Origin of the sequence: Mycolicibacterium hodleri, assembly GCF_025822245.1 — a bacterium.
In the GTDB taxonomy this organism is placed as follows: Bacteria; Actinomycetota; Actinomycetes; order Mycobacteriales; family Mycobacteriaceae; genus Mycobacterium; species Mycobacterium hodleri.
The window spans coordinates 112,016-129,736 of record NZ_JACKTL010000020.1; the positions used below are offsets into that span (position 1 = coordinate 112,016).

Genomic DNA, 17,721 nt, shown 5'->3' on the forward strand with positions numbered 1-17,721 from the left:
GCACCAAGCACGTGGTTGACAGATGACCAACAGCGAGTCCGGGGAGGACCGAGATGACCAGGCAGACACCAGATCCCGCCGCAGACGCCCCTCGTTGGGTGGCGCCTGCGGCGGGATCGTCGCGTCCGGCGAAGGATCTGGCCACCGCGGCCGACCAGCTGCTCACCGGCGGCGCGCGACTGGACTCCGCGGCACTGCGTGACGCGCTGCTCGATCTGCACGAATTCTGGCTGACCACCAAGGCGGCCGAGATCGGCATCACGGCCACCAGCGGCTTCGCCATCGTCGCCACCGGCGGGCTGGGACGCGGCGAGCTGCTGCCGTACTCGGATCTGGACCTGACCCTCGTCCACGACGACATGCCTCGCGACGTCGTGTCCCAGGTCGCCGAATTGCTGTGGTATCCGTTGTGGGACGCCAACATTCACATCGACCACAGCGTCCGCACGGTCCCGGAGGCGCTCAAGGTCGCCAGCGAGGACATCTCGGCGGGACTGGCCATGCTCGACGCGCGACACATCGCCGGCGACTCCGACCTCTCGCAACTGTTGGTCGGGGGCGCGCGTCGGCAGTGGCGCACCGGTATCGCGCCGCGGTTCGAGGAACTGGTCGCGCACACGCGGGCCCGGTGGGATCGCAGCGGTCAGATCGCCCACCGCGCCGAACCGGACCTGAAGAACGGACGTGGCGGCCTGCGCGACGTTCAACTGCTCAACGCGCTCGCCATCGCGCAACTCGCCGACGCCTATCCGAGCCGATCGCTCGCCTCGCCGACGGGATCGCTGGGCGACGCGCACCTCGCACTTCTCAACGTGCGCACCGAACTCCACCGCGTCTCGCGTCGGGGCCGGGAGATGCTGCTGGCGCAGTACGCCGACGAGATCGGCGCCGCCCTGCACATCGGGGACCGATTCGACCTCGCCCGGATGCTCAGCGACGCCGCCCGCACCATCAGCTACTACGTCGACGCCGGAATCCGGACCGCGTCGAATGCGTTGCCGCGCCGCGGTTTGGCCGTGCTGCGTCGGCCCGTGCGACGCCCAGTCGACGAGGGCGTCATCGAGTACGGCGGGGAGATCATGCTGGCCCGCGACGCCCGTCCCGAACGTGATCCCGGGTTGATCCTGCGCGTCGCGGCGGCTTCGGCGACCACCGGACTGCCGATGTCGTCGTCGACGCTGGCCAGGCTCGCCGAGACGGCGCCCGAGCTGCGTACCCCGTGGCCCCGGCAGGCGCTGAAGGACCTGCTGGTAATGCTCGCCGCGGGTGGGGCCAGTGTCTCCACGATCGAGGCCTTGGACCGAACCGGATTGTGGGGCAGGCTCTTCCCCGAATGGGGCGCGGTGCGGGACCTTCCGCCCCGCGACGTCGTCCACATCTGGACCGTCGACCGGCACCTCGTCGAAACCGTCTCGCGCGCAAGCGCGTTCACCACCCGGGTGTCGCGACCCGATCTGCTGGTGCTCGGTGCCCTCGCCCACGACATCGGCAAGGGCCGCGGCGGCGACCACAGCGTCATCGGTGCCGATCTGGCGACCCAGATCGGCACCCGGCTGGGACTGTGGCCGTCCGACGTCGCGCTGCTGTCCAAGATGGTGCGCTACCACCTCCTGCTTCCCGACACCGCCACCCGTCGCGACCTGCAAGACCCCAAGGTGATCGCGTCGGTGGTCGACGCGCTCGACGGCGACCCGGTGCTCCTCGAGCTGCTGCACGCGCTTGCCGAGGCCGATTCCCTGGCCACCGGTCCCGGCGTCTGGGGGGACTGGAAGGCGTCGCTGATCGGCGATCTGGTGCGCCGCTGCCGGCTGGTCATGGCGGGGGAGCCGCTACCCACGCCGGATCCGATTGACCCGCGGCATGTGTCGTTGGCCGCCGACCGCGGCGTGCACGTCGAGTTGGCGGCGTCGGACAGTCCGCACGTCTTCGACGTCGTGATGATCGCGCCCGACCGCCGCGGTCTGCTGGCCAAGGCCGCCGGCGTGCTGGCGCTGAACTCGCTGCGCGTGCACTCGGCGTCGGTCACCATTCACGAGGGTGTCGCGATCACCACCTTCGTCGTCTCACCGCACTTCGGCTCGCCACCGGCCGCCGAGCTGCTGCGCGAACAGTTCGTGCTGGCCTTGGCGGGGGACCTCGACGTGATCGGTTCGCTGGAACGCCGCGACCGCGAGAGTGCCACGGTGAACACGACCAGGGCCGGGGACATCCCGGACGCCGTGCCGATCAACGCGCCCGCGCCGCCGCGGATCCTCTGGTTCGACGGCACGTCGCCCGGTGAGTTCGTGCTGCAGATCCGCAGCACGGACCGGGCGGGGCTGCTGGCCCGGCTCACTGCCGTCGTCGAACGCGACGGCGTCGACATCGCCTGGGCGAAGGTCACGACGCTCGGATCGACGGTCGTGGACGCCTTCGGCATCGTGGTGCCCGCGCTGGCCACCGACGACGTGACCCGCGACGTGTCGGAGGCCCGCAAGGAACTCGAGCGCGACCTCTACGCCGTCCTGCCGACACCGGCCCCGCCGAAGGCAGTGCCGGAGGCCAGTTAGTGGACCGCCAGCTAGGCTAACCACGTGTTTGAATCGCTTTCCGACCGATTGACCGGGGCCCTCTCCGGCCTCCGTGGCAAGGGTCGGCTCACCGACGCCGACATCGACGCCACCGCGCGCGAGATCCGGCTGGCCCTGCTCGAGGCTGACGTCTCCCTTGCCGTCGTGCGGGCCTTCATCGCCCGCGTCAAGGACCGCGCCAAGGGTGCCGAGGTGTCGGGTGCGCTGAACCCGGCCCAGCAGGTCGTCAAGATCGTCAACGACGAACTGGTCGGCATCCTCGGCGGTGAGACCCGCAAGCTGGCCTACGCCAAGACCCCGCCCACGGTCGTGATGCTGGCCGGCCTGCAGGGTTCCGGCAAGACGACCCTGGCGGGCAAGCTCGCCAAGTGGTTCAAGGGTCAGGGCCACACGCCGCTGCTGGTGGCCTGCGACCTGCAGCGGCCCGGCGCGGTCAACCAGCTTCAGATCGTCGGCGAGCGCGCCGGCGTCCAGGTGTTCGCGCCCAACCCGGGGGTCTCACCTGGCGGCTCCGACATCGCGGCAATCAAGCCGGAGGATCCCGTGGCCGTCGCCGCGGCGGGGCTCGCCGAGGCCAAGGCCAAGCACTACGACGTCGTGATCGTCGACACCGCGGGCCGCCTCGGCATCGACGAGGAGTTGATGAACCAGGCGGCCGCGATCCGGGACGCGGTCAACCCCGACGAGGTCCTGTTCGTCCTCGACTCGATGATCGGCCAGGACGCCGTCACCACCGCCGAGGCCTTCCGCGAGGGCGTCGGCTTCACCGGCGTGGTGCTGACCAAGCTCGACGGCGACGCCCGCGGTGGCGCCGCGCTCTCGGTCCGCGAGATCACCGGCGTGCCGATTCTGTTCGCCTCCGATGGCGAGAAGCTGGACGACTTCGACGTCTTCCACCCCGACCGGATGGCCAGCCGCATCCTCGGCATGGGTGACGTGCTCACGCTCATCGAGCAGGCCGAGCAGGTCTTCGACGCCGAGAAGGCCGAGGCCGCCGCCGCGAAGATCGGCTCCGGCGAGCTCACCCTCGAAGACTTCCTCGAGCAGATGCTGATGATCCGCAAGATGGGTCCCATCGGCAACCTGCTGGGCATGCTGCCCGGCGCCGGGCAGATGAAGGACGCGCTGGCGGCCGTCGACGACTCCCAGCTCGACCGGGTGCAGGCCATCATCCGCGGCATGACCCCCGCCGAGCGGGCCGACCCGAAGATCATCAACGCCTCGCGGCGGCTGCGCATCGCCAACGGGTCGGGTGTCGCGGTGGCCGAGGTGAACTCGCTGGTCGACCGGTTCTTCGAGGCCCGCAAGATGATGTCGCAGATGGCCGGGCAGATGGGAATGCCGTTCGCGCGCAAGGGTTCCTCGCGCAAGGCCGCCAAGGGCAAGAACAAGCAGGCGGGCAAGAAGAAGGGCCGGGGGCCCACTCCGCCGAGGACACCCAATCCGTTGGGCGCCGGTGGCGTGCCCGCCGGGTTCCCCGACCTGTCCAACATGCCGAAGGGTCTCGACGAGTTGCCGCCGGGGCTGGCCAACTTCGACCTGTCCAAGCTGAAGTTCCCCGGCCAGAAGTAGCCTTGCGGCTCCACTTTCGTGGTCGCGGGCTGCCCGACGGCGAACCCGTCGAGTGGTGGGTCGTCGACGGTTGCCTGAGTGCCGAACCGGTCGTCGACGCCGAGACGGTGTTCGACGGCGGGTGGGTCGTTCCCGGTCTCGTCGACGCGCACTGTCACGTCGGGCTGGGTTCGGACGGGCCGACGGAGTTCGACGAGGCGGTCACCCAGGCCGAGATCGAGCGAGATGCCGGCGCGCTGCTGCTGCGCGACGCGGGCTCGCCCGTGGACACCCGCAGCATGGACGACCGCGAGGACCTGCCCCGGATCATCCGGGCGGGTCGCCATCTGGCTCGGCCGAAGCGCTACATTCCGCGCCTGCCGATCGACGTCGAGGACGAGTCGCAGTTGCCTGCCATGGTCGCCGAGCAGGCGCGGTGGGGCGACGGCTGGGTGAAGCTGGTGGGGGACTGGATCGACCGGAGCGTGGGCGACCTGGCCCCGCTGTGGTCCGACGACGTGCTGGTCGAGGCCGTCGCCGCCGCACACGCCGAGGGTGCTCGGGTGACCGCGCACGTGTTCGGCGAGGACGCGCTGCCCGGGCTGATAAACGCCGGCATCGACTGCATCGAGCACGGCACCGGCATCACCGACGACGTCATCGCCCTGATGCTGCAGCACGGCACCGCGTTGGTGCCGACGTTGGTCAACATCGAGAACTTTCCCGACATCGCCGCGGCGGCGGCGAAGTATCCGACCTACGCCAAGCACATGCGCGACCTCTACGCCTCGTGCCCGGCGCGGGTGGGCGCGGCGTACGACGCCGGGGTGCCGATCTTCGCGGGGACCGACGCCGGCGGCATGGTCGCCCACGGGCGCATCGCCGACGAGGTCGACGCGCTCCGGACCGTCGGCATGAGTGCGACGGCTGCACTCGGCGCGGCGTGCTGGGACGCCAGGGCGTGGCTGGGCCGCCCCGCCTTGGAGCACGGCGCCTCGGCCGACCTCGTCTGCTACGCCGAGGACCCTCGGTCACCCGGGGTGCTGAGCCACCCGGCGCTGGTGATGCTGCGCGGCCGGGTGTACGGCTAGTAGACGTCGCGCACGTAGCGGTGGGTCTTGACCAGGTCGTTGACGTAGGCGTGCGCCGCGTCGGCGTCCATCCCGCCGCAGCGAGACACGATGTCGCGCAACGTCGCGTCGACGTCCCTGGCCATCCGCTTCTCGTCGCCGCACACGTACACGTGGGCGCCGTCCTGAAGCCACCCGAACAGCACGGCGGAGTTCTCCCACATGCGTTGCTGCACATACTCCTTCGGCCCGGTTGGCCGGTCGCGGGAGAACGCGAGGTCGAGTCTGGTCAACGTGCCCGACGCCGCGAAGTCCTCCAACTCCTCACGGTAGAGAAAGTCGGTGGCGCGGCGACGGTCGCCGAAGAACAGCCACGACCGTCCCGTGGCCGCGGTGGCCCGCCGCTGCTGGAGGAAGGCGCGGAACGGTGCGACGCCGGTGCCGGGGCCGATCATCACGACGGGAACGTCGTCCGCAGGCAGTCGGAAGGTGTGATTCGGGCGTAGGTGGATCCGAAGTGCGTCGCCGCGGTCGGCGAGGAACGTCGAGGCCACCCCGCCGTGGCGGCGATCCCCGGAGTCGTAGCGCACGGTGGCCACCGTCAGGTGCACGTGGTCGGGGTGGACCAGCGGGCTCGAGGCGATGGAGTAGTCGCGACACTGCAACGGCCGCAGGGTGTCCAGCAGTTCGTCGACCGCGAGTTCGGCCAGCCGGACCAGGTCGAGGACGTCCCTGCCGTCGACCGACCAGTCTGCCGCGACCAGCGATTGCAGGGCCCGCGACGGCGTGCGGATCTCGAAGTGGTCGGACAGCAGGACGCCGAGCGGTGCGTCGTGGTCGGCGACGGGGTGGCCGTGGCCGACGCCATAGTGCGCCAGGATCGCGTCGACGAGCTCCGGATCGTTCGTCGCGTGCACGGCGATGGAATCACCTGCGGTGTAGTCGAATTCGCAGCCGGTCACGTCGATCTCGTAGTGGCGGACCTCCCGATCGGACGCCGGCGCGGTCAGCACCCGATTCGCGGTCAACCGGGCGTTGACGGGGAGGTGCCGGTCGCGCGGCGGCGCGACGGGTTCCGTCGTCGCGCCGGTGGCCACCGCCGGGGTGCCGGTGCGTGACAGGAGCTTCACCAGGTCGGTGGTCCATCCTCGGGCGGGCTGCTCGTAGGCCCCGTCGACGTCGACGCGTTCGGTCAGTCGGGTGGCACCGAGTTCCTCGAGTCGTTTGTCGAGTAATTTGCCTGCGTTGCAGAAGAATTCGTAGGAGAGGTCGCCGAGGGCCAGCACCGCGAAGCTCAGGTGCTCGAGCCGAGGGGCGTCGTCGGCGCTGAGGGCTTCCCAGAACAGCACCGCGTCGTCGGGGAACTCGCCGTCGCCGAACGTCGAGCAGACCACCACGAAGTGGGTGGCCGACAGCAGATCGGCGGCGTCGACCTGGTTGAGTTCGACGGCGTCGGTCTGCACGCCGACGGCTGCGACGGCCTCGGCGAACGTCATGGCGGCGTCCTCGGCGTTTCCCATGTCGGTACCGAAGGCCACGAGCAGCGAAAAGTCTTGGCGGCCGGTCACGTTGGCTCCCTGGTCGTGGCGCGGACCAGCCGCGCGGATGAGATTGGGGTGACCTTAGTTGACGGTGGGCGGCCGTGGGGGCCTACCCGAGCCGACGTGGTGGTCGGCTAGCTGGGCGCGCAGCCGAGTTGGGTCGCGACCGCGCGCATCGCTGCCTCTGCGGACTCCACCGTGACCAGCGCGTTGCCCGCGACGACGTGCAGGCCGTAGGCGTCCTCCAGTGCCACGAAGTTCATGGCGAGGACGTCGTCGGTCAAGGCCGGGGTAAAGGCGCTGCTGCGTCGACCCTCGGCGAAGATCCCGCGGTAGGTGTCCATCTGACGCAGGTACATCCGTTGGACGAGGTCGTCGTGGAGCGCGGAATTGCCTGCCAGCACGTCGAATTCGTACAGGATTCGCATCAGGGCGTCGTCGGGGCCGCTCGGAAGGCCCGCCGTGATCGCGATGCCGAGTTTGGCCCGCGGGTCGTCGGTGGCCCCGACCAACCGATCGCGCTGGTCGCAGAATCGCTCCACCCCGGCCGCGTGCGCCTCGACCAGCAGTGCGTCCAGATCGTCGTAGTAGTAGAGCACCGTGCCTCTGCTGAGACCGGCCTGCAGGGCGACGTCGGTCAGCGACAGCGAGCGCAGCCCGTGCTTCTGGCTGGCGCTGTAGGTGGCCTCGATGAGGGCCTGGCGGCGGGCTCCCTGGTTACGCGGTCGGGCCATGGGGTTGACAGTAATCGAGATCACATGCCAACCTCGGGATCATTCTTCGACAACAACGTCAAAGAATTCCGGCATGCCCGGGCCCCACCATCAGAGACCACGACATGACCCATGCGACGCCGCCGACCGCGGCCGACACCACGCCCCCGTCCGGCGCCCCGACCTACGACGGCACGCTGTCCCGGTCATTGGGAGTGGGCGGCAACGTGCTCATCACGCTGTCGGGCATCTCGCCCGCCTCCAGCGTGTTCGTCCTCGGCGGTGCCGCACTGGGCGCCTACGGCACAGGCGTGTTCTGGGGCTTTGCCATCGCGGGCGTGGTGAGCATCCTCATCGCCTTTTGCTACGCCGAGTTGGCCTCGCGCCATCCGGTCGCCGGCGGCGACTACTCGCTGGTGAGCCGCACCCTCGGACCCTCCGCCGGGGTGGCGGTCTTCTTCGTCGGGTTGGTCACACTGCCCCTGATCGTGGCGGTCTTCGCCCTCGGGGTGGCCGAGTACCTCGGGGTCGCGATCGGTGGCCTCGACCCCGTGTGGACTGCCGTCGTCGTGACGGTGCTGGCCACGGGAACCGCATGCCTGAACATTCGAACCAACGCCTGGGTGACCGGAGCGTTCCTGTTCATCGAGATGGCGGCGCTCGCGCTGCTCTCGGTGCTTGGTCTGGTGCACGTCGAACGACCGATCACCGCACTGTTCGACCCGCAGGCCCTCGACGCCGCCACCGGCAATCTGGCGCCGCTGGGCATCGCCGGGCTGGTCATCGCCGTCACTCAGGGGATCTTCTCGTTCAACGGCTACGGCGGTGCGGTGTACTTCGCCGAGGAGACGAAGAACGCCCGACGCACCATCGCCAGAGCGGTGCTGTGGAGTGCGGTCGTCACCATTCTCGCGGAGATCATCCCGCTGGCCGCGATCCTGCTCGGCACCAGCTCGCTCGGGGATCTGTTCAGCGCAGACCTGCCGGTCGAGGCGTTCCTCGACGAGCGGGCCGGGCATGCCGTCACCGTCTTCGTCTTCGTCTCGATCGCGCTGGCGATCGTCAACGCCATCATCGCGATCGCCCTGCAGTCCGGCCGACTGCTGTTCGCCGCGGCCCGCGACCAGGCCCTGCCGCAGGCGATCGCCACTCCGCTCACCCGGGTCTCGGAGAACGCCAAGATGCCGTGGGTGGCGACCCTCGTGATGGGCGTGTTCGCCGTCGCCGGATGCCTGATCCCCGTCGACCTCCTCCTCAACGCCACCGGGTCGACGCTGGCCTTCAGCTATGGGTTCATCGCACTGTCGGCGATCGTCATGCGTCGCACGTCGGGCCGGACCGGCTACGCGATGCCGCTCTGGCCGCTGCCGCCCGTCGTCGCGCTCGTCGCGATCGCGGCGATCTTCGTGATGGGGCTGCTCGATCCCACCCAGTGGCCGAGCCTCGGCATCGCCGTCGGCATCGTCGCGGCCGGGTACCTGTACTACTTCGGATACCTGCGCAGCCGCGCCGGCACCCATCTGTTGCTGCTCGAGGTCGACGACGAGGAGGGCGACCGATGACCGATCTCCTCCTCACCGGGGCGCGCGTTCGCACGTTCGACGCCGCGGCGCCATGGGCCGAAGCGGTCGGCGTCACCGACGGACGGATCAGCTACGTCGGGACCGCCGCGGACGCGCCGGCCGCCGCTCGCCGCGTCGAGGCGCCGGGTCGGTTGATCACCCCCGGCATCGTCGACGGCCACAACCACCTGCTGCTCGGCTTCGACGAGGACGCGGTATCCCTAGAAGGCGCCCACGACCTCACCGAGGTGCGCCGACGCATCGGCGAGTTCGCCACGCGCCGAACCGATCTCGGGTGGATCTGCGCCGAGAACGCGGTGTATTCGGTCGTCGAGGGTCGGCGCCCCAATGCCGCCGATCTCGACGGGCTCACCGACAAGCCCATCTTCGTCACCACCTACGACCAGCACTCGGTCTGGCTCAACTGCGCAGCACTGGCCGTGCTCGGCATCTCGAACGGCGTCGACGTCGCGTGGGGCCGCCCCGAGCGCGACGAGTCGGGCGAACCGACCGGCTGGGTGACCGACTTCTACACCAGCGCGATGACGGAGGCGGGCCTGGCCGCCCTTCAGGCTGACATCCCGATGTACTCGCCGGACCGCCGGTACCGCAAGCTCCGGTCGAGCATGCGCATGGCCACCGCGCTGGGGATCACCACCGTGGTCGAACCCCAGGTGCCGGTTGCGGAACTGCCGCTGTTCGAGCGCGCGTTGGCCGAGGGCGTCCTGACCTCCCGGGTGATCGCGGCACTGTTCCATCCGGTGGGTGCCGACGGCGGCTTCCGTCAGCGCCTTCGGGACGCCGTCGACGGTGCCGGTGCCGACCCGATGCTGCGGCTCGGCCCGGTGAAGCTCTACGCCGACGACGTGATCGAGCCCCACACGGCGCTCATGCTCGACGACTACGCCAATCGGCCGGGCGCGCGTGGGCGGCCCAGTTACCCCGGGCGCGAATTGGTCGGCGTGCTCGGCGAACTCGACCGGATGGGCTTCCAGACCCACACCCACGCCACCGGTGATGCGGGCATCCGGCTGACGCTCGACGCGATCGAGCAGGCCGCCCGCGTCAACGGAACGCTCGATCGCCGACACGGCATCGTCCACGTCGAGTGCCTGCATCCCGACGACCTGCCGCGCTTCCGGGCGCTGGGCGTGACCGCCGCCGTGCAGCCTCGGCACTGTTCGCCAGACCTGGTCGCCGGCACCTGGATGGACAACGTGGGCGAGGAACGCTGGAGCCGGGCCTGGCGGTTCCGCAGCCTCCTCGATTCCGGTGCGACGGTGGCCTTTTCGAGTGACTGGCAGGTCGGCGAGATGGATCCGCTGGTCGGCGTCTACTCGGCTGCCACCCGGGCCGCGCTCGACGGATCGGACTCGTGGACGCCCGCCGAACGTGTCGGCTTCGATCGGGCTCTGGAGGCGTACACCGTGCACGGTGCCCGCGCCTGGCACCTCGAGAACGACCGGGGTCGGATCGCGGTCGGCATGCTGGCCGACCTGGTGGTGTGGTCTGACGATCTCTACCACCACGAGCAGTCGCCGACCGGGTTGCTCGAGCAGCACGCCGAGCTGACCCTGGTCGGTGGCAAGACCGTGCACTCGGCGGGCGCACTCGTCGACCGGGTGAGGCCGGAACTGCCGGAGGACCCGGTCAGCGCGGGCACGGCGTCCCAGCACGTGCACTGCCACTGACGTCGGGGCTCAGGCCGGCTGGCTGAAACCCCAGTCGAACAGCCCGACGGCCTGTCCGTACAGATCGCCGGATCCGTACATCAGCACCACCAGCAGGCGCCGCCCATTGCGTTGGGCGGCGGTGACGAGCGTCTTGCGCGCGAGGTCCGTGTAGCCCGTCTTGCCTGCGAAGTCGCCCGGGTAGCGCGTCAGCAGTTCGTTCTGCGCCGTCAGCGTCTTGCCGGGAAAGGCTGCCGTGGGGGACCGGAAGATCTGGGCGATCAGCGGGTAGGTCAACGCCTGGCGGTAGATCAACGCCAAATCATAAGGGGTGGTCAGGGTTTCCCAACCCGGACCGTCGAGTCCGGACGGCGACGATGCGCGAGTGCTCTTCGCTCCGAGTGCCCGCGCCTTGGCATTCATCGCGGCCACGGCCGCCCGCTGGCCGCCCAACATGTCGGCGAGCATGTTCGCGGCGTCGTTGCCCGACACCATCAGCAGGCCCGCGAGCAGCTGGGTCGTGGTGTAGGCCTGACCCGGCACCAACCCCACACACGAACACTCCACCTTGGTGTGGCTCTGGTTGGCCCGCGCGAAGGAGTTCGGGTTGAGGTGGTCCAGCACCACCATCGCCAACAGCGGCTTGATGGTGCTCGCGGGCGCCCGGGGCACACCGGGATCCCGGCTGCCGAGCACCTTCCCGCTGTCGAGGTCGGCGACGAGCCAGGCCTGAGCTGGACCGTCGGGCGGGGCCGCGACCGCCCCCGCGGGGGCGCCGTCCGGAAGTGCGGCGGCGACAGGCGCCGTCAACACCGCCACCATGGCGAGGACCGTCGCCGTCAACAGTCGTCGCACACCGCGAGCGTAGGCAGCCCAGGACTCGCCCAGCGCGCGATCAGGTCTCCGTCGGGTATCAGAAGGGTGGTGGGCTCGGGTCGCCGTCGAGGGCGTGTTCGGCGGCGGGTGTGGGTGTGGTGGTGCGTAGGCGGTGGTTGGCGCGCCGTTCGGCGGCGATGTGATGGGCGCGTTGGTGCGCGCGGGTGCGCCGGCGGCGCGGCATCTTCGCCGTGCGGTCGGACTGGTCGCGTACCTCGTTGTGGGCGTCGAGGACGATTGGGGCGGTGGGGGCGCATAGCGACGGGAAGACGATTGCGCTGCCGGGGTGGGTGACGTACCGGTCCCCGGCCGGTGAGGTCCAGATGACCGTGCCGTCGACGAGTTGTTCGTCGGACCAGCCCCAGAACGTCTTGACGAGATGGTGAAATCGGCACAGGCACTTCAGGTTCGACGCCTGGGTCGGCCCGCCGCGACCATGGGGGATCGCGTGGTCGAGGTCGGACCGGGTGGCCGGGGCGTTGCAGCCGGGGAAGCGGCACGTCAGGTCCCGGCACCGCAGGTAGTCCGCCAACCCCTGCGAGGGCACGTAGCCGCACTCCGGAGCGGCGTCGAGCGGGTGCGCCAGTGGGCGAAGCCGGGCGGCCTTGGCCAGTTCGGTGACCATCTCCGGTGGGATCAACCCCTCGAACCCGATCATCGCCGCCGGCGCGACGCCGGTGCCGTCGACGGTGGCCTGCTCGGCGATCACGTGGATCACCACGGCGCTGGCCACCGCGCCGGCCGCTGGGCAGTCGGCCTGTCCGCAGCGGCAGCCCAGGCGGTCCGCGCCGGCGGTGAGCGCCCCGACGGCGTCGGCTCGACGTTCGGCCATGGCGCGGCCGTCGGCCTCACACACCGTGTTGGCCAACGCAGTGAGGCGGTCGGCGAAGGCGTGCCCCTCGGGTGCGGTGACGGTGGCGTGGATCTCGGCCAGCCCGTTGTCCACGTCGCCGACGACCACGTCGCGTCCGGCGAGGCGGTCACGGCGCCGCCGGACGGCGTCGAGGTCGACCGTCGCGATCACCCGGTCGACGCGGGCGGCGAGCTGGGAGCGGTTGCACGATCCCCAGCGCGGGGCGCTGATTGCGAGTTCGGCGTCCACTGCGGCCAGGGTGTCGTCGTCGACGATGAGCCCGGTCCGGAACACGCAGGCCCGGAAGGTGGTCTCGTCTATGTCGCCGGCGATGAACGCTCGCCCGAGTCGGGGTAGGCAGAACCGCAGGGCGTGGGCGTAGCGGACGTGGCTGGCGGCCAGGTCGCGGCTGATGCCCAGTGCGGCGGCGACGTCCAGCGTCACCGCGTCGGTGGCGTCGACGACCCACAGGTCGGTGGCGCCCGCGTCCTCGGCCAGCCGCAGCGACACCAGCTCACCGATGGCGACGAGTCGTTCGGCAGCGGCGCACGCCTCGGCCCTCGCGGCGGAGCACATCCGCTGCAGCAACGCCGCCGACGCGCCCCGTTCGCTCATGTGTTCGATGGTAGGTGCGGGGTCTGACATCGCTTTCGTCTAGCGGGTTCGACGACAGGAGCTCGAGCCAGGGGCGGGTCCTACAGCGTGCCGATCCCCGCCGACCCGTCCTGCGCGAAGCCCCAGTCGAGCAGACCGGTGGCCTGATCCCAGTACGTCGGTCCACCCTCGACGACCAGCCCGTACATCATCGCGACGACCAGGCGCCGACCGTTGCGCTCGGCGGCGCCGACGAAGGTCTTGCGGGCGGGATCGGTGAAACCGGTCTTGCCGCCGAGCATGCCCGGGTATCGGCCCAGCAGCTCGTCCTGGTTGTAGAGCGTCACGGGCCCGTCCGCGCCCGGGAACGTGGCGGTGGGCGAGGAGGTGATCGCGGTGAACACCGGGTTGTCCAGTGCGGCACGGAAGACGACGGCCAGGTCGTGCGGTGTCGTATAGCCGTCGATGCCGGGGCCGTCCAGGCCGGAAGGCGAACCGGCGCGGGTGCCGGTGGCGCCGAGTTGCAGTGCCTTGGCGTTCATCTTGGCCACGGCGACGTCGGTGCCGCCGAGCATGTGGGCCAGGGTGTTGGCGGCGTCGTTGCCCGACACCAGCAGCAGTCCGTCGAGCAGCTCCTGAGTGGTGTAGACGTGTCCGGCAGTCACGCCGACGCAGTTGCACTCTGCCGTGGCGTCGGCCTGGGTGGCGACCACCGTGGCGTCGAGCGGCAGCTCCTCGAGGACGACGAGCGCCAGCAACACCTTGATCGTGCTTGCGGGCGGATGGGTGACGTACTGGTCGTGGCCGGCGAGGATTCGGCCGGAGTCGAGGTCGGCGACGATCCACGCAGGCGCGGGTCCGGCCGGAATCTGGGCCGCCCCGGCGGGGGCGACGTCGACGTCGGCCGCCGCATTGGGGGTGGCGAGCACCGTTGACGTGGGGAGTAGCGCCGCGATGGTGATCGCGAGGGCGCCGAGGAGCCGAGCCATGGCTGCTCAGCCTACTGTCCGGCGCGAGGGTGAGCCGCGCCACCGGGGGGTTTGACGGAGGCGTAATCCGGCTACACCGGGGGCGCTCGATTACCCCCGAACGCCCGATTGCACACCCGAGGAGTCGATCACCATTTGTGGCATAGCCGGCGAAATAGCCAGAGGCCGCGCGGCCGATCTCGCAGCCATCGGCGCGATGACGGACTGCATGGTTCCTCGCGGTCCCGACGGCGGCGGAGCCTGGTCCAGCGGCGGGGTCGCGTTCGGCCATCGGCGGCTGGCGATCATCGACCTGTCCACCAGCGGCCACCAGCCCATGCACGATCCGGAACTCGGTCTCACCGTCGCGTTCAACGGCTGCATCTACAACTATCCCGAGCTCAGGCGCGAGCTCCTCGGCAAGGGCTACCGCTTCTTCTCCCACAGCGACACCGAGGTGATCCTCAAGGGTTATCGCGAGTGGGGTGAGCGCGTCGTCGACCACCTCAAGGGAATGTTCGCCTTCGCGGTGGCCGAGACGACCACCGGACGGGTCGTGCTGGCCCGGGATCGGCTCGGCGTCAAGCCCCTCTACTGGTGCGAGGTCGACGAGGGCGGCGGCACCGGCGCCCTCCGCTTCGCGTCGTCGCTGCCCGCCCTGGTGGCCGCCGGCGGGGTGGACACCGACCTGGATCCGGTGGCGCTGAACCACTACCTGAGCTTTCACTCGGTCGTGCCCGCACCGCGCACGATCCTCAAGGGCGTCCGCAAGCTGGAGCCGGGCACGATCATGCGCATCGAGCCCGACGGCGCCAGGACCACGCACACCTACTGGGAGCCGGTGTTCGAGCGGTCCGCCGAACGCGCCGACTGGTCGGAGGCCGACTGGCAGGACGCGATCCTCGGCTCCCTTCGCACGGCGGTCGAACGCCGCCTCGTCGCGGACGTCCCCGTGGGGTGCCTGCTGTCCGGTGGTTTGGACTCCAGCCTGATCGTCGGGCTCCTCGCCGAGGCGGGCCAGCATGGGCTGGCGACGTTCTCCATCGGCTTCGAAGCCGCGGGCGGCGAGGAGGGCGACGAGTTCAAGTACTCCGACGTCATCGCCCGGCACTACGGCACCGACCACCACCAGATCCGCATCGACACCGCCCGCATGTTGCCCGCCCTGACCGACACCATCGGCGCCATGAGCGAGCCGATGATGAGCCACGACTGCGTCGCGTTCTATCTGCTGTCCCAGGAGGTCAGCAAGCACGTCAAGGTCGTGCAGTCCGGACAGGGCGCCGACGAGATCTTCGCGGGCTACCACTGGTACCCGCCGATGGCGCACGCCGCCGACGACGACGTCGAGGACGCACTCGGTCGCTACCGCACGGCGTTCTTCGACCGCGACCACGCCGGCCTCGACACGCTGTTGGCCCCCGCGTGGCGCCTCGACGCCGACGTCGCCGGTGAGTTCGTCCGCGAGCACTTCGCCCACCCCGGCGCCGCCACTGCGACCGACCGGGCGCTGCGACTGGACACCACGGTGATGCTCGTCGACGACCCCGTCAAGCGCGTCGACAACATGACCATGGCGTGGGGCCTGGAGGGCCGGGTGCCGTTCCTCGACCACGAGCTCGTCGAGCTCGCGGCGACCTGTCCGCCGGAGCTCAAGACCGCCTACGACGGCAAGGGCGTCCTGAAGGAGGCCGCCCGCAAGGTGATTCCGCACGAGGTCATCGACCGGCCGAAGGGGTACTTTCCGGTGCCCGCCCTCAAGCACCTTCAGGGGCCGTATCTCGACCTGGTGAAGGACGCTCTCACGAGCTCCGCCGCCCGCGACCGCGGTCTCTTCGCGCCCGCCGCGGTCGACGAACTGCTCGCCGACCCCAACGGGAACCTCACGCCACTGCGGGGAAATCCGTTGTGGCAGATCGGCTTGCTCGAGCTCTGGCTGGCCCGCCACGTCGACGGGGTCAAGTGACCATGAGCACCGTCGTCCAAGACCTGGGCTGGGGTCGGCTGGTCTTCGGGCAGACGTGCGACGACCCCGAGCAATTCGGCACCGCCCTGCGGGCCGAGGCCAGCGGGCGGCGCGACATCGGGATGTACCTCGACGCCCCGCACGTCTTCGTGGCGCTGCATCCGCAGGAGTTCTTCATCGATCCGAGCTTCACCTACCGGGTCGACCTGACCACGCCGCTGGACTACGAGCCCGCGCCGGTCCCCGGGTTGTCCGTACGCGCGGTGGCGTCGATCGACGACTGCGCCGCGATCAACCAGATCTATTTGCAGTGCCGCATGGTTCCCGCCGACGTGGACCTCATGTGGAAGAACAGCCAGGACGAACCGCACATGGTGTATCTGGTCGTCACCGACGACGACACCGGCGCGGTCGTGGGGACCGTCACGGGCATCGACCACTTCCAGCTGTTCGGCGACGAGGAGAACGGCTCCAGCCTGTGGTGCCTCGCCGTCGACCCGACGCTGTCCCGGCCGGGAGTCGGGGGACTGCTCGTCCGGTCGCTCATCGAGGAGTTCATCAGACGTGGACGCCGCCAGATGGACCTGTCGGTGCTCCACGACAACGAGGGCGCGATCGCGCTCTACGAACGGATGGGCTTCGTGCGGGTGCCCGTCCTTGGCGTCAAGCGCAAGAACGCCATCAACGAAAAGCTCTTCGCCCCAGCCAAATCCGAAGAGGAGCTGTCGCAGCTCAACCCGTACGCCCGGATCATCGCCGACGAGGCCATCCTGCGGGGCATCGCCGTCCAGGTGCTCGACGCCAAGGGCGGCTATCTCAAACTGACCCACGGCGGCACCAGCGTGGTCACCCGGGAGTCGTTGTCCGAACTCACCAATGCCGTCGCCATGAGCCGGTGCGACGACAAGCGCGTGGCCCGGCGCGTGGTCGCCGAGGCGGGCATCAGGGTGCCCCGCGGGCATTCGGCGACCCTCACCGACGAGGACCACGAGTTCCTCCGGGAAGTGGGCTCGGTGGTGGTGAAGCCGGTCCGCGGTGAGCAAGGGGCGGGCATCACCGTCGGGGTGACGCGGCCCGAGGACTTGGACCGCGCGGTCACGCTGGCCGCCGAGCATTGCCCCGACGTCCTGCTCGAAGAGCTTTGTCCCGGTGAGGATCTGCGCATCGTCGTCATCAACGGCAAGGTGATTGCCGCGGCACTGCGTCGTCCGCCGGAGGTCGTCGGCAGTGGCGATCACACCATCCGCCACCTCGTCGAGGCGCAGAGCCGCCGCCGGTCGGCCGCCACCCACGGCGAGTCGGTGATCCCGGTCGACGACCTCACCGTCGACACGGTGCGCGAGGCGGGCTGGGACCTCGACGACGTGCTGCCGCTCAACGAGCGGCTGACGGTGCGGCGCACGGCCAACCTGCACACCGGTGGCACCATCCGCGACGTGACCGACGACCTGAACCCGGTGCTCGCGAAGGTCGCCGTCGACGCGGCCGACGCGATCGGCATCCCGGTCACGGGCATCGACCTGATCGTGCCGTCCGTCGAGGGTGAGGAGTACGTCTTCATCGAAGCCAACGAGCGCCCCGGGCTGGCCAACCACGAACCCCGGCCGACGGCACAGGCGTTCGTGGATCTGCTCTTCCCCCGGACGGCGGCGACACCGTGGGCGTGGCAGCCCACCCCCGTGCCCGAACATGACGGGCGGGACTGACGCTCGCTAGGCTGCGGCCCGGACACTGCACCACACACGAACCCGAAAGGGCCGCCTTGACTGACCTCGCGACCACCACCG

Annotated in this window: 12 protein-coding genes; 7 read left to right on the forward strand and 5 right to left on the reverse strand. The window is 70.0% G+C overall.

The window, feature by feature from the left end; all coding sequences use genetic code 11:
- Nucleotides 1–53: 53 nt before the first annotated feature.
- Genes H7J06_RS06980 through H7J06_RS06990 form a run of 3 tightly spaced genes read left to right on the forward strand, consistent with a single transcriptional unit; the run spans nt 54 to nt 5,212 of the window.
- Nucleotides 54–2,549, forward strand: a complete 2,496-nt coding sequence (locus tag H7J06_RS06980; protein WP_264037959.1) for a [protein-PII] uridylyltransferase — start codon at nt 54–56, stop codon at nt 2,547–2,549.
- Between the two features lie 24 nt (nt 2,550–2,573).
- Nucleotides 2,574–4,142 carry a signal recognition particle protein gene (ffh, locus tag H7J06_RS06985; protein ID WP_264037961.1) on the forward strand — a complete coding sequence of 523 codons (1,569 nt, stop codon included), beginning with the start codon at nt 2,574–2,576 and terminating at the stop codon, nt 4,140–4,142.
- Nucleotides 4,143–4,144: 2 nt separating this feature from the next.
- Nucleotides 4,145–5,212 carry an amidohydrolase family protein gene (locus H7J06_RS06990; RefSeq protein WP_264037962.1) on the forward strand — a complete coding sequence of 356 codons (1,068 nt, stop codon included), beginning with the start codon at nt 4,145–4,147 and terminating at the stop codon, nt 5,210–5,212.
- Here H7J06_RS06990 and H7J06_RS06995 read toward each other — a convergent pair.
- Together H7J06_RS06995 and H7J06_RS07000 are read right to left on the reverse strand one after the other, a co-directional pair.
- Nucleotides 5,209–6,759 (reverse strand): diflavin oxidoreductase, encoded by a 1,551-nt coding sequence (locus H7J06_RS06995; RefSeq protein ID WP_264037963.1) that lies wholly within the window; start codon nt 6,757–6,759, stop codon nt 5,209–5,211. The two genes, H7J06_RS06990 and H7J06_RS06995, sit on opposite strands and share 4 nt — an antisense overlap.
- Nucleotides 6,760–6,866: 107 nt before the next feature.
- The gene (locus tag H7J06_RS07000) at nt 6,867–7,466 is read right to left on the reverse strand and encodes a TetR/AcrR family transcriptional regulator (RefSeq protein WP_264037964.1); all 600 of its coding nucleotides are present in this window, start codon (nt 7,464–7,466) and stop codon (nt 6,867–6,869) included.
- A gap of 104 nt (nt 7,467–7,570) precedes the next feature.
- On the opposite strand from H7J06_RS07000, the gene H7J06_RS07005 reads away from it, so the two are divergent.
- Nucleotides 7,571–9,007, forward strand: coding sequence for an APC family permease (locus H7J06_RS07005; protein WP_264037965.1), 1,437 nt, complete (start codon nt 7,571–7,573; stop codon nt 9,005–9,007).
- Nucleotides 9,004–10,698, forward strand: a complete 1,695-nt coding sequence (locus H7J06_RS07010; protein ID WP_264037966.1) for an amidohydrolase — start codon at nt 9,004–9,006, stop codon at nt 10,696–10,698. The genes H7J06_RS07005 and H7J06_RS07010 overlap by 4 nt, the downstream gene beginning before the upstream one ends.
- A 9-nt stretch (nt 10,699–10,707) precedes the next feature.
- Here H7J06_RS07010 and H7J06_RS07015 read toward each other — a convergent pair whose 3' ends face one another.
- The 3 genes from H7J06_RS07015 to H7J06_RS07025 form a co-directional block, all read right to left on the reverse strand.
- The gene (locus tag H7J06_RS07015; RefSeq protein ID WP_372515251.1) at nt 10,708–11,532 is read right to left on the reverse strand and encodes a D-alanyl-D-alanine carboxypeptidase family protein; all 825 of its coding nucleotides are present in this window, start codon (nt 11,530–11,532) and stop codon (nt 10,708–10,710) included.
- Between the two features lie 58 nt (nt 11,533–11,590).
- Nucleotides 11,591–13,021: an HNH endonuclease signature motif containing protein gene (locus H7J06_RS07020; RefSeq protein ID WP_264037968.1), complete on the reverse strand. Its 1,431-nt coding sequence runs from the start codon at nt 13,019–13,021 to the stop codon at nt 11,591–11,593.
- Between the two features lie 80 nt (nt 13,022–13,101).
- A complete protein-coding gene (locus tag H7J06_RS07025) occupies nt 13,102–13,989 on the reverse strand; it encodes a D-alanyl-D-alanine carboxypeptidase family protein (protein ID WP_264037969.1) in 888 nt (295 codons plus the stop codon).
- A gap of 133 nt (nt 13,990–14,122) precedes the next feature.
- On the opposite strand from H7J06_RS07025, the gene H7J06_RS07030 reads away from it, so the two are divergent.
- Nucleotides 14,123–15,934, forward strand: coding sequence for an N-acetylglutaminylglutamine amidotransferase (locus H7J06_RS07030; protein ID WP_264038087.1), 1,812 nt, complete (start codon nt 14,123–14,125; stop codon nt 15,932–15,934).
- A 2-nt stretch (nt 15,935–15,936) separates the two neighbouring features.
- Nucleotides 15,937–17,640 carry an N-acetylglutaminylglutamine synthetase gene (gene ngg, locus H7J06_RS07035; RefSeq protein WP_264037970.1) on the forward strand — a complete coding sequence of 568 codons (1,704 nt, stop codon included), beginning with the start codon at nt 15,937–15,939 and terminating at the stop codon, nt 17,638–17,640.
- The last annotated feature ends 81 nt before the right edge of the window (nt 17,641–17,721 follow it).